The 12,799-nt window shown below is 61.5% G+C and carries 10 protein-coding genes; 4 read left to right on the forward strand and 6 right to left on the reverse strand.

What is annotated here, in order from left to right; all coding sequences use genetic code 11:
• Positions 1 to 356: 356 nt before the first annotated feature.
• Positions 357 to 5,225 carry an NAD-glutamate dehydrogenase gene (locus tag C4J88_RS12490; protein WP_124407086.1) on the forward strand — a complete coding sequence of 1,623 codons (4,869 nt, stop codon included), beginning with the start codon at positions 357 to 359 and terminating at the stop codon, positions 5,223 to 5,225.
• Positions 5,226 to 5,389: 164 nt separating this feature from the next.
• Here the strand turns inward: C4J88_RS12490 and C4J88_RS12495 are convergent, their stop codons facing one another.
• The 3 genes from C4J88_RS12495 to C4J88_RS12505 all read right to left on the reverse strand — a co-directional run bounded on the left by C4J88_RS12495 (position 5,390) and on the right by C4J88_RS12505 (position 8,232).
• A complete protein-coding gene (locus C4J88_RS12495; protein ID WP_124366890.1) occupies positions 5,390 to 6,076 on the reverse strand; it encodes a GntR family transcriptional regulator in 687 nt (228 codons plus the stop codon).
• 17 nt (positions 6,077 to 6,093) lie between these two features.
• Complete coding sequence (locus C4J88_RS12500; RefSeq protein WP_124362682.1) at positions 6,094 to 6,795, reverse strand: FadR/GntR family transcriptional regulator; 702 nt, start codon at positions 6,793 to 6,795, stop codon at positions 6,094 to 6,096.
• Positions 6,796 to 6,921: 126 nt separating this feature from the next.
• Positions 6,922 to 8,232, reverse strand: coding sequence for a C4-dicarboxylate transporter DctA (locus C4J88_RS12505; RefSeq protein ID WP_124362683.1), 1,311 nt, complete (start codon positions 8,230 to 8,232; stop codon positions 6,922 to 6,924).
• Between the two features lie 231 nt (positions 8,233 to 8,463).
• Between C4J88_RS12505 and C4J88_RS12510 the strand changes: the two genes are divergently transcribed.
• Positions 8,464 to 9,093, forward strand: coding sequence for a DNA-3-methyladenine glycosylase I (locus tag C4J88_RS12510; protein WP_124407087.1), 630 nt, complete (start codon positions 8,464 to 8,466; stop codon positions 9,091 to 9,093).
• A gap of 9 nt (positions 9,094 to 9,102) precedes the next feature.
• On the opposite strand, the gene C4J88_RS12515 is transcribed toward C4J88_RS12510, so the two are convergent.
• The gene (locus C4J88_RS12515; protein ID WP_124407088.1) at positions 9,103 to 10,257 is read right to left on the reverse strand and encodes a DUF1624 domain-containing protein; all 1,155 of its coding nucleotides are present in this window, start codon (positions 10,255 to 10,257) and stop codon (positions 9,103 to 9,105) included.
• A 191-nt stretch (positions 10,258 to 10,448) separates the two neighbouring features.
• Complete coding sequence (locus tag C4J88_RS12520; protein ID WP_124362687.1) at positions 10,449 to 10,721, reverse strand: hypothetical protein; 273 nt, start codon at positions 10,719 to 10,721, stop codon at positions 10,449 to 10,451.
• A 143-nt stretch (positions 10,722 to 10,864) separates the two neighbouring features.
• Between C4J88_RS12520 and C4J88_RS12525 the strand changes: the two genes are divergently transcribed.
• Entirely contained in the window at positions 10,865 to 11,509 is a 645-nt protein-coding gene (locus C4J88_RS12525; RefSeq protein WP_124407089.1) for an ATPase, read from the forward strand.
• A gap of 44 nt (positions 11,510 to 11,553) precedes the next feature.
• Positions 11,554 to 11,895, forward strand: a complete 342-nt coding sequence (locus tag C4J88_RS12530) for a hypothetical protein (RefSeq protein WP_124362689.1) — start codon at positions 11,554 to 11,556, stop codon at positions 11,893 to 11,895.
• 128 nt (positions 11,896 to 12,023) lie between these two features.
• Here the strand turns inward: C4J88_RS12530 and C4J88_RS12535 are convergent, their stop codons facing one another.
• Entirely contained in the window at positions 12,024 to 12,770 is a 747-nt protein-coding gene (locus tag C4J88_RS12535; RefSeq protein ID WP_124407090.1) for a creatininase family protein, read from the reverse strand.
• Positions 12,771 to 12,799: the final 29 nt, after the last annotated feature.

Raw genomic sequence — 12,799 nt, forward strand, 5'->3', positions numbered from 1 at the left:
TTTTGATACTGGCGGGCCTGAATATTGCCGGTTGCCCAAGTCGCAACCCCACACCTGCTTACCGATGACCGAATATGTCGCAGCACCGCAAGCAGCCGGCTTCCTACACTCGTTAAGCTGCGCAACGGATGTGCCCCGCGCCAGGCGCCTGACCTGCCCGTCGTACCGTCACCCGGCGCGGTGTGCATCTTGTGGAAGTTGTATGTGACCTGACTGTCTTGTCCAGCTTCACCCACCTGTCACTCTGATTGGTTTATGGTGCTTGTCATCACGACCAGAACAGAGCTGACGGTCTCCCCGCAAGGGGATAACACGCGACGCTTCCATCAATAACAAGCCCAAGCGGAGTACCACAGATGGCGTTCTTCACCGCAGCCAGCAAGGCCGACTTCCAGCACCAACTGCAAGCGGCACTGGCGCAGCACATCAGTGAACAGGCACTGCCACAAGTGGCGCTGTTCGCTGAGCAATTCTTCGGCATCATTTCCCTGGACGAACTGACCCAGCGTCGCCTTTCCGACCTGGCCGGTTGCACCCTGTCTGCCTGGCGCCTGCTTGAGCGCTTCGACCACACCCAACCGCAAGTGCGGGTCTACAACCCCGATTATGAACGTCATGGCTGGCAGTCGACCCACACCGCGGTCGAAGTGCTGCACCATGACCTGCCATTTCTGGTGGACTCGGTACGTACCGAGCTCAACCGCCGTGGCTACAGCATCCACACCCTGCAAACCACCGTGCTCAGCGTGCGCCGTGGCAGCAAGGGCGAGCTGCTGGAAATCCTGCCCAAGGGCACCCAGGGCGAAGGCATCCTGCAAGAATCGCTGATGTACCTGGAGATCGACCGCTGCGCCAACGCCGCCGAATTGAATGTGTTGAGCAAAGAGCTCGAGCAGGTGCTGGGCGAAGTGCGCGTGGCCGTGGCCGATTTCGAGCCGATGAAAGCCAAGGTCCAGGACCTGCTGGCCGGTGTCGACGCCAGCGCGTTCGTGATCGACGGCGAAGAAAAAGCCGAGATCAAGAACTTCCTCGAATGGCTGGTGGGCAACCATTTCACCTTCCTTGGCTACGAAGAGTTCGTGGTACGTGACGAGGCGGACGGCGGTCATATCGAATATGACGCCAGCTCTTTCCTCGGTCTGACCAAACTGCTGCGCGCCGGCCTCACCGCCGAAGACCTGCGCATCGAAGACTACGCCGTGGCCTACCTGCGCGAACCGACCGTGCTGTCGTTCGCCAAGGCTGCACACCCCAGCCGTGTGCACCGCCCGGCTTATCCGGACTACGTGTCGATCCGCGAGATCAGCGCCGACGGCAAGGTCATCAAGGAACACCGCTTCATGGGCCTGTACACCTCCTCGGTGTACGGCGAAAGCGTGCGGGTGATCCCTTACATCCGCCGCAAGGTCGCGGAAATCGAGCGCCGCTCGGGCTTCCAGGCCAAGGCGCACCTGGGTAAAGAACTGGCCCAGGTGGTGGAAGTACTGCCGCGTGACGACCTGTTCCAGACCCCGGTCGATGAGCTGTTCAGCACGGTGATGTCGATCGTGCAGATCCAGGAACGCAACAAGATCCGCGTATTCCTGCGCAAAGACCCGTACGGCCGTTTCTGCTACTGCCTGGCCTACGTGCCGCGTGACATCTATTCCACCGAAGTGCGCCAGAAAATCCAGCAAGTGCTGATGGATCGCCTGAAAGCCTCGGACTGCGAATTCTGGACCTTCTTCTCCGAATCCGTGCTGGCCCGTGTGCAGTTGATCCTGCGGGTTGACCCGAAGAACCGCCTGGACATCGACCCGCTGCAGCTGGAAAAAGAAGTGGTGCAGGCCTGCCGCAGCTGGCAGGACGACTACGCCAGCCTGGTGGTAGAAAGCTTCGGCGAAGCCCACGGCACCAATGTGCTGGCGGACTTCCCGAAAGGTTTCCCGGCCGGCTACCGCGAGCGTTTCGCCGCCCACTCGGCCGTGGTCGACATGCAGCATCTGCTCAGCCTCACCGAAGCCAACCCGCTGGTGATGAGCTTCTATCAGCCGCTGGGCCAGGTTTCCGGTCAGCGCGAGCTGCATTGCAAGCTGTATCACGCCGACACCCCGCTGGCGCTGTCCGACGTGCTGCCGATCCTGGAAAACCTCGGCCTGCGCGTGCTGGGTGAGTTCCCGTATCGCCTGCGCCACGCCAACGGCCGTGAGTTCTGGATCCATGATTTCGCGTTCATCGCCGCCGAAGGCGTGAACCTGGATATCCAGCAGCTCAACGACACCCTGCAGGACGCGTTCGTGCATATCGTCCACGGCGATGCCGAGAACGATGCGTTCAACCGCCTGGTGCTCACCGCCGGCCTGCCATGGCGTGACGTGGCGCTGCTGCGCGCTTACGCCCGTTATCTGAAGCAGATCCGCCTGGGCTTCGACCTCGGCTACATCGCCAGCACCCTGAACAACCACACCGACATCGCCCGCGAGTTGACCCGGTTGTTCAAGACCCGCTTCTACCTGGCGCGCAAGCTCACCGCCGATGACCTGGAAGACAAGCAGCAACGCCTGGAACAAGCGATCCTCAGCGCCCTGGATGACGTTCAGGTGCTCAACGAAGACCGCATCCTGCGTCGCTACCTCGACCTGATCAAGGCCACCCTGCGCACCAACTTCTACCAGTCTGACGCCAACGGCCAGAACAAGTCGTACTTCAGCTTCAAGTTCAACCCCCATGCGATCCCCGAGCTGCCCAAGCCGGTGCCGAAGTTTGAAATCTTCGTCTACTCGCCACGCGTCGAAGGCGTGCACCTGCGCTTTGGCAACGTGGCCCGTGGCGGCCTGCGCTGGTCCGACCGTGAAGAAGACTTCCGTACCGAAGTGCTCGGCCTGGTAAAAGCCCAGCAAGTGAAGAACTCGGTGATCGTGCCAGTGGGCGCCAAGGGCGGCTTCCTGCCGCGTCGTCTGCCGTTGGGTGGCAGCCGTGACGAGATCGCGGCCGAGGGCATCGCCTGCTACCGCATCTTCATTTCCGGCCTGTTGGACATCACCGACAACCTGAAAGACGGCGCCCTGGTACCGCCGGCCAATGTCGTGCGCCATGACGACGATGACCCGTACCTGGTGGTGGCGGCGGACAAGGGCACTGCGACCTTCTCCGACATCGCCAACGGCATCGCCATCGACTACGGCTTCTGGCTCGGTGACGCGTTCGCCTCCGGCGGCTCGGCCGGTTACGACCACAAGAAAATGGGCATCACCGCCAAGGGCGCGTGGGTCGGCGTGCAGCGTCACTTCCGTGAGCGCGGCATCAATGTGCAGGAAGACAGCATCACCGTGGTGGGCGTCGGCGACATGGCCGGTGACGTGTTCGGTAACGGCTTGCTGATGTCCGACAAGCTGCAACTGGTCGCGGCCTTCAACCACCTGCACATTTTCATCGATCCGAACCCTAACCCGGCAACCAGCTTCGTCGAGCGCCAGCGCCTGTTCGAACTGCCGCGTTCGGCCTGGACCGACTACGACACCAGCATCATGTCCGAAGGCGGCGGTATCTTCTCGCGCAGCGCGAAGAGCATTGCCATCTCGCCACAGATGAAAGAACGCTTTGACATCAAGGCCGACAAGCTGACCCCGACCGAACTGCTCAACGCCTTGCTCAAGGCGCCGGTGGACCTGTTGTGGAACGGCGGTATCGGTACCTACGTCAAGGCCAGCACCGAAAGCCACGCGGATGTGGGCGACAAGGCCAACGACGCGCTGCGCGTCAACGGCAACGAGTTGCGCTGCAAGGTGGTGGGCGAGGGCGGTAACCTGGGTATGACCCAGCTGGGTCGTGTGGAATTCGGCCTCAATGGCGGCGGTTCCAACACCGACTTCATCGACAACGCCGGTGGCGTGGACTGCTCCGACCACGAAGTGAACATCAAGATCCTGCTCAACGAAGTGGTGCAGGCCGGCGACATGACCGACAAGCAACGCAACCAGTTGCTGGCGAGCATGACCGACGAAGTCGGCAGCCTGGTGTTGGGCAACAACTACAAGCAGACCCAGGCCCTGTCCCTGGCCGCGCGCAAGGCTTACGAGCGTGCTGCCGAATACAAGCGCCTGATGAGCGACCTGGAAGCCCGTGGCAAGCTGGACCGCGCCATCGAGTACCTGCCGACCGAGGAGCAGCTCGCCGAGCGCGCCGCGGACGGCAAGGGCCTGACGCGTCCGGAGCTGTCGGTGTTGATTTCCTACAGCAAGATCGACCTCAAGGAAGCGCTGCTCAAGTCCCAGGTACCGGATGACGAATACCTGACCCGTGACATGGAGACCGCGTTCCCGCCGAGCCTGGTGGCCAAGTTCTCCGAGGCGATGCGTCGTCACCGCCTCAAGCGCGAGATCGTCAGCACCCAGATCGCCAACGACCTGGTCAACCACATGGGCATCACCTTCGTTCAACGGCTCAAAGAGTCGACCGGCATGAGCCCGGCGAATGTGGCGGGCGCCTATGTGATCGTGCGCGACATCTTCCACCTTCCGCACTGGTTCCGTCAGATTGAAGCCCTGGATCACCAGGTGTCCGCCGATGTGCAACTGGAGCTGATGGATGAGCTGATGCGCCTGGGCCGTCGCGCCACGCGCTGGTTCCTGCGCAGCCGTCGCAACGAGCAGGACGCCGGGCGTGATACCGCGCATTTCGGTCCGCACCTGGCGGCGCTGGGCCTCAAGCTCGACGAACTGCTGGAAGGCCCGACCCGTGAAGGCTGGCAGAACCGTTATCAGGCCTACACTCAGGCCGGCGTTCCGGAGTTGTTGGCGCGCATGGTTGCAGGCACGACCCACCTGTACACCCTGCTGCCGATCATCGAAGCCGCCGACGTGACCGGGCATGACGCCGCCGAAGTGGCCAAGGCCTACTTCGCCGTCGGCAGCGCCCTGGACCTGCCGTGGTACCTGCAGCAAATCAGCGATCTGCCGGTGGCCAACAACTGGCAGGCCCAGGCCCGCGAAGCCTTCCGCGACGACGTGGACTGGCAGCAACGGGCGATCACCATTTCGGTACTGCAAATGGCCGACGCGCCACAAGACATGGAAGCCCGCGTGGCCCTGTGGCTTGAGCAGCACCAGGATATGGCTGATCGCTGGCGCGCAATGATGGTGGAAATTCGTGCAGCGGTTGGCACGGACTACGCCATGTATGCGGTGGCCAACCGTGAGTTGCTGGACCTGGCGTTGAGCGGTCAGTCGGTGATGCAGCCGGCGTGATGCGTTTGTAGTACCCATGTGGGAGGGGGCTTGCTCCCTCCCACACTGATCGTTCCCACGCTTTGCGTGGGAATGCCTCCCGTGACGCTCCGCGTCGCCCGCTCTCAGTCGGGACGCGGAGCGTCCCCAGCGGCGTTCCCACGCAGAGCGAGGGAACGATCAGCTCAAGGGTGTTTGAGCAATTTGCTTTCCAGGTGATCCAGGTGCTGGGTCATCAAGCCCACCGCAGCGCTTATGTCGCGCTGCTCGATCGCATCCACAATCGCCACATGCTCCTGCCACGCGCAATACGTGCAGGCTTTCGCTTCATATTGGGCAATCACCAACGACGTCAACGGCACCAGGCTGTTGAGGAACTGGGCCAGCGGGCCATTGCCTGCGATGGCGGCCAACAACAGGTGAAACTCCCCTGACAAACGCAGCGCCGGCCCGCGCTGGTCACGCTCGATGCAGTCGCGTTCGCGGCTGATCAATTCCCGTAACTGACGTAGCTGTGCACCGGTGGCCTGGGCGCACACCAGTTGCACCACGGTGATTTCAGTCAGGCGCCGCGCTTCGAGGATCTGTCGCGTCTGGTGTGCATCCGGCGCCGCCACCTGGGCGCGGTGGTTGGGGCGCAGGATGATCACCTGCTGATGGGACAGTTTGGCCAGCACCCGACGAATCACACTGCGGCTTACCCCAAAGGTTTCACCCAGGCTTTCTTCGGTAAAGCGGCTGGCCGGGGCGATGCGCTGCTCAAGGATCGCATCGAACAGGCGAGGGTAGATGTCATCCACCGAGGGCTTTTTGCCCGCTACCAGACGCAGTGCGGGAAGGAGGGGGTCGCGTTGCAGCGCGTGAGCGTTCATGGCTGGTCTCCAGAGTATCAACTGCCCAGATGGTCGTCCGGGATGTTCAAGCGAATGCCCATGCGCAGGCCTTCCTGCAGGATGTGCCGACGCATTTCGGCGCTGGCCAGGGCGCTGTTCTTGTTACGGATGGCCCGCACCACCGCCTCGTTCTCGCGCAGGCGCTCGGCCAGGTGTTCTGGGGAATTGCGCAGCACCTGGGCGCTTTGCTTGAGCGCGTTGCTGGTTTGTTGCACCACGTTCTGGAAGATCGGGTTGGAGGTCAGGGCGAACAGTTCTTCGTGAAAGCCGATATAGGCGTTCATGCCGGCTTCGGCATCGTCGGCATCGAGGGCTTCGCGCATGTCCATCAGGGTCAGGCGCAGTTGGCCGATTTCCTTGCTGCTGATGGATTGGGCGACCAGACCGACGATGAAGGGCTCGAGGGTGTAGCGCAGTTGCAGGATGTCTTCCAGGCTGGCATCGGCCACCGCGTCGCTCGACTGCGGCCCGCTGACACTGGTTTCCAGCACCACCACGCCTTTGCCAGGCATGGAGCGCACCAGGCCGAGGGTCTCCAGCACAATCACCGCTTCACGCAGGCTCGGGCGGCTGATGCCCATCTGTTCGGCCAGTTCACGCTGGCCGGGCAGCATTTCCCCACGCCGCCACTGGCCGCGCGCCAGGGCGGCGCGCAGTTTTTCTACGACTGAATTGACGACGGTTGAGGTGCTGATCACGTCGTTATCTCCTTTAATGTTGCGAATACGATTGTCAGGCTGACACTGGGCAAATGTGGGAGGGGGCTTGCCCCCGATAGCAGTGTGTCAGTCACAGAATCCCTCCCAGATTGGCCTGTGTCGCCTTCAGAACTCCTGATGCGCCGGCACCACCGGCTTCTTGGCCTGGAACGCATAGCCCTGCTGGCCGTCGAGCACCTTGTTGGCACGCTGGATATCAATGTCTTTTTCCCAGCGCGCAATCGCCACGGTAGCGACGCAGTTGCCGATCAGGTTAGTCAAGGCGCGGCCAATGCCCATGAACCAGTCCACCGCCAGGACCAGCACCAGGCCGACCACCGGAATTGCCGGGATCGCCGTAAGCGTTGCCGCCAGAATCACCAGCGCCGAGCCCGGAATACCGTGGGCGCCCTTGGAGGTGATCAACGAGACCAGCAGGATGGTCAGCAGGTCGGTCATCGACAGCGGGGTGCCGGTGGCGTTGGCGATAAACACGATGGCCAGGGTCAGGTAGATCGAAAAACCATCCAGGTTGAACGAGTAGCCGGTAGGAATCACCAGGCCAACGGTGGAGCTGCCGATACCCAGATGCTCCAGCTTGCGCATGATTTGCGGCAACACCGCGTCGGACGACGCCGTGCCCATCACGATCAGCAGTTCTTCGCGCAGGTACTTGAGCAGCGGCAGCATGCGCAGCCCGGAAAGGCGCATCACCAAGCCCAGGATCAGCCCGACGAAGGCAAAGCAGGTCAGGTAGAACAGCCCCACCAGGCTGCCCAGGTGTTGCAGGGAGTCCAGGCCGTAGGTGCTGGTGGTGAAGGCGATTGCACCGAACACGCCAATCGGCGCCAGGCGCACGATCATACCCATGATGCGAAAGATCACATGGCTCAATTCATTGATCAGCCGCGAGATCCCGGAAGCCGCTTCACCCACCAGGTTCAGCGCGCTGCCGAACAACACGGAGAACAACAGCACCTGCAGCACGTTATTCTCGGCAAAGGCCCCGATCACCGAGTTGGGAATCAGGTCCATCAGGAACTGGCTGGTGCCGCGAATGTGCTGGCCCTTGTCGGCCAGTTCATTCAGGCCGGCGGATGACAGTTGCTCCAGATGAATATTCGCGCCGCTGCCGATGCCGGTGCTGAAGGCCATGATCAGGCCGAGCACCAGGGCGACGGTGGTCAGCACTTCAAAGTAGATCACTGACTTCAAGCCGATGCGCCCGACTTTCTTCAAGTCGCCGGCGCCGGAAATGCCGCTGACCACTACGCAGAACACGATCAGGCCGATCAGCATTTTGATCAGCTTGATAAAGCCATCACCCAGGGGTTTGAGTTGCGAGGAGAATTCGGGAAGGGCCAGGCCGCAAATGACGCCGAGCATCAGGCCAATCACGACTTGCAGGAAAATCGAACGCGAGCACCATCTGAGCATGGGAAGGATCTCTATTCGGTGCCCTGGTGGTTCCAGGGCTTAATTGTTGTGGTCTTACCGGTAAGTCCAGTGCGCGGCCAGTCTACGCCCGGTTTTTTTCAAACCACAAGCAAATATTCGGCGACTGAGCGGTGCCGGTCTGACCGGTCGGCCTGCAACCGCGATGCTTGAGCGGTTGACGGGGCGCAAATTTTTTTGCGTATCATCCGCGCTCGGCATGCGAGGTGATAAATGGACCCATCAGGGCTGACAACGGACGAAACCGGGCGCACCCACTGCGCGTGGCGCAACGCCGCGCCGCAATACCCGCAGTACCACGACCACGAGTGGGGCGTGCCGGTGGCGGATGACAACCAGTTGTACGAGAAGATTTGCCTGGAAGGTTTTCAGGCGGGTATGGCGTGGATCACCATCTTGCGCAAACGCGAGCAGTTTCGGCAGGCATTCGACGGCTTTGATTTTCACAAGGTCGCGCAGTACGGCGAGGCGCAGATCGAACGCTTGATGAACGACCCCGGTATCGTGCGTAACCGGGCGAAGATCCTGTCCACGATCAACAACGCGCGCCGCGCCTGTGAGCTGGTCAGCGAGACCGGTTCCCTGGCGCGCTGGGTGTGGTCTTTCGAGCCCGACCCCGAGGAGCGCCCGGCGCTGGTGGACATGGCGTACTGGACGGCCAACCCGACGTCACCGGCTTCGGTGCGACTGTCCAAGGCGCTGAAGAAACGTGGCTGGACCTTTGTCGGACCGACCACGATGTATGCGTTGATGCAGGCGATGGGGATGGTCAATGATCATCTGCAGGGTTGCGTTCGCCGTGAGCAAATCGAAGCGCTACGCCGCCAATTCGAACGACCCTGAGTCATTGCCTCAAAAATATTTGAGCCAAGTGATATCCCTGCGCCGCGCCTTAAGCCCGGCAAACCAGCGCACCGGTACATACAACGCCAGGGGCAAGGCGAACGCCGCCAACCACACGGCGCCCATGCTGTCGAAACCGAAGTAATTGCCGTGATTCAACCCAAACAACGCGATGGCAGCGACATACAACAGTTTGAGCACATACAGGTGCAACAGATAAAAGAACATCGGCGCCGCGCCAAATACCGCAAGGATGCTGATCCAGCGTTTCTGCCCGGCCCGTTCGAATGCCAACAGCAATAGCAGGCCGATGCCCAGCGTCAACGCCAGGAACAACAGCGAAGGCGGGTATTTGGTGATGTTGAAAAAGCTCATCAATGTCTGCACGCCGCTGTCATAGGCCTGCCAGGGTTTTTCGCCATAGCCGTTGGCCGCCCGCAACAGCACGAAACCCAGCAACGCACCGGCACCCGCCAGCAGCAAATAACGCTGGCGCACGGCGGGCAGGGCGGCATTCGCAAACCATGGGCCGAGGCCGTAGCCCAGGGCGATCACGCCGATCCACGGCAGCACCGGGTACGTCACGCGCAGGCGCAGGGTATCGGACACCTCGATCCAACTGCGCTCATGCAGGATCGACCAGGCAATCTGCAAGGCCGATCCGGGCGCGAAATGCACGCCATCGAGCAGGTTATGCCCGGCGATGATCGCCAGCGCCAGGGTGATCAGCAACGGGCGCGGTAACCACACCAGCGCGGCGAGGGCGAGCATGCTCACGCCAATCGCCCAGATCACCTGCAGGTAAATCACACTGGGCGGCAACTGGAAGGTCCAGGCGAAGTTGACCAGCGTGAACTCCAACACCACCAGAAACAGCCCTCGCTTGAACAAAAACGCCGACACCGCGCGCCGGCCCTGGTATTTCTGCCCATACAGCCAGGCCGACAAACCGGTGAGCAGCACAAACACCGGCGCGCACAAATGGGCGAGGGTACGGCTGAAAAACAGCGCCGGCTCGGTCGTGTCGATGCTCATCGGGTCGCCCACCTGGCGGTGCAGCAGGAAGGTTTCGCGCACGTGGTCGAGCAACATGAACAGGATCACCAGGCCGCGCAGGGCGTCGATGGAAAGCAGGCGTGGGCGTAGCGCAACGGCATCAGTCATGGGGCGGTTCACAAGGCTAGGCGAAGAAGAGGTGTTATCCTATAACATTAATCAGCACTTTGCCGTGTCGCGCAGGGCGCGAAATCAGCCTTGGATGCGAGCGCCTATAATTTCCGCCAGGGAGTTGTCACTGACGCAGCGGGTGGCGTACGCGCGGCGTCAGTGGCAAAGGCCGTCGGTGCAGGCGTGGGTCAACCAGCCACGCCTTGGGGTGTAGCGCTTTCGTTGATTTGCGCGACGCGCCGGTCCAGGTCTTCCCAGTCCGCCATGCCCAGCACGCGCGTGGTATTCAAGCCGCGCAGGTAGCCACGCAGCTGCTGGGCACTGGAGGCTTGTTCGTCGGCGCCACTGGCCTCGTTCAGCAGCACATTTTCATATTCGACCAGGTAATCGGCGACCCGCTCGCGAAACTCCGGCAATACGGCTTCGCGGATGCGGTCGAAGGTTTTCTGGTGAGGCTTCATGGCATGGTCCTTATAGGTTTTATGGGGCTGGGCTGCCTGACACTATCGGTTCAAATGATAGTCACCATCAAGGATCACAAGTTCTGTTTTTATGGCAAAGGCGCAGAATCCGCTCATCGAAACGCTGCTCAAGGAACTGCGCGATGAGGACAATAATCCAGCTGGCTTTGATGACCCTGATGCTCGGCACTGCGGTGCTGGCCAACCCGGCGATTGCCGATGAGCTGCGTACGGGCCATTTGCTGCCACTCGCCGCTAGCGTAGACTCCCTGCAGCGCGCGCAGTCGGTGGGGGTGTTGTACAGCGAAAACACGCGCGACAACCTCAGCTACCTCGAGCGCTACCACGCCATGGCGCTCAATGGCGCCAAGGATGCCCTGGATGCACGCATTCGCGAGGCGTTCGTCAACAGCTCCGATCCGGAACTGGCCATCGACTGGCTGATGCATTCGCTGCAAGGCGCGTTTGTCTCGGTGACTGTCTACGGCAGCCTGGATGACTTGGTGCAGGCGCATCCGGACGTGGTGGTGGTGCTCGATACCCATAGCCAGCTGCTGACCCCGCGTAATGACGTGGTCGAGGCGCGCTTTACCGCGCGGTTCTATGACGCCGACCTGCAATACATCGCCAAGGCCGAAGGCTCGGTGGATAAGCAGGTGCCGTCGGTGTGGGTGCATGACAAGTCAGCACTCGAGATCGCCGCGCAGATCTCGCAGCAGCGAGATGTACAACAAGATGCCTTGAAGCAGTTCGATGCGTCGCTAAAAGCCTTGGTCCGCGCCGGTTGATACGCGGGCCGATGGAAACCTATCTGTTATTTTCAGGAATGTTTATGCGCTCTTTTTTCGCCCCGGCCCTGGCCTTTGCTTCGCTGCTGCTGACCGGTTGTATCACGGCGCCCAATGCCCCCTCGCTGACACTGCAAACCACCAAGACCCCCGAAGGCTATGTGCAATGCGTATTGCCCAAGCTTGAAAAGCACGGCATCACCTCGACCGTGACCCAGAACTCACGCCACGCCAAGGTGCTGTTGACCAGCAAGATCGCGGCCGATGATGTGCTGGAAGCCTACAAATCCCAGGACGGCACCAAGGTGTTCCTGTATGAGCGCAAGCCCCTGGCTTCGGCACTCAAGCCGTCGCGGCTCGAGCAGGCGGCGCAGGATTGCCAGTAATCCAGGATCACACTGACCCAAATGTGGGAGGGGGCTTGCTCCCGATGGCGGTGTGTCAGTCAGCAAAACTGTAGCTGACCCACCGCTATCGGGAGCAAGCCCCCTCCCACATTTGGATGGCGTTCGATTCAGGGCTTTGCTTCGTTGCTGAAGCTGTTCACGGTCTTGACCAGCCCTTGCGCTGCCAACGCCACCAATTCACCGCCTTTTTCCACCGTCGCCAATGCCGGGTCCGAGCCCATGCGCCCGTCGGGGAAGCGGGCGCGGAAGTCCAGTGCCTCGCGGATCGGGCCGGTGTTGGCGATTTTCGGCGCGTAATCGGCTGACTTGATCGAGTCCGGATAGGCCCATTGCGTCACGGCGATCTCCGACGGTGTCGCGTGGCTGCCATGGCCCACCGGGAACTGGCGCTGCGCCAGGTCGGTGACGCCCTCCAAATCCCACCAGTTGACCAGCTTCAGCGCGAAGCCGGCCGGGCGGCGGGCATAGCTGGCTTCGGCATAGAGCTCGGAAAATGCCGCTTCGATGGTAGCGATATTGCCGCCGTGCCCGTTCAGGAACAGGATCTTGTCGAAACCATGCCCGGCCAGTGAGCGCACCCAGTCGCCGATCGCGGCAATAAAAGTGGAAGGGCGCAGCGAGATGGTGCCGGGAAAGCCCAGGTGGTGCTGGGCCATGCCGATATTGAAGGTGGGGCCGACCAGGATGTCGGCATTCTTCTGCGCCTCGACGGCGATGATCTCCGGGCACATCCAGTCGGTGCCCAGCAGGCCGGTGGGGCCGTGCTGTTCGTTGGAGCCGATGGGGATCACCACCGTGCGGCTGCGCTCCAGAAACTGCCCGATCTCGATCCAGGTGGATTTATGTAGAAGCATGCGACGCTCTCTTTTATCGGTGGGGACAG

Origin of the sequence: Pseudomonas sp. R4-39-08 (genome assembly GCF_003852275.1) — a bacterium.
Taxonomy (GTDB): Bacteria; Pseudomonadota; Gammaproteobacteria; order Pseudomonadales; family Pseudomonadaceae; genus Aquipseudomonas.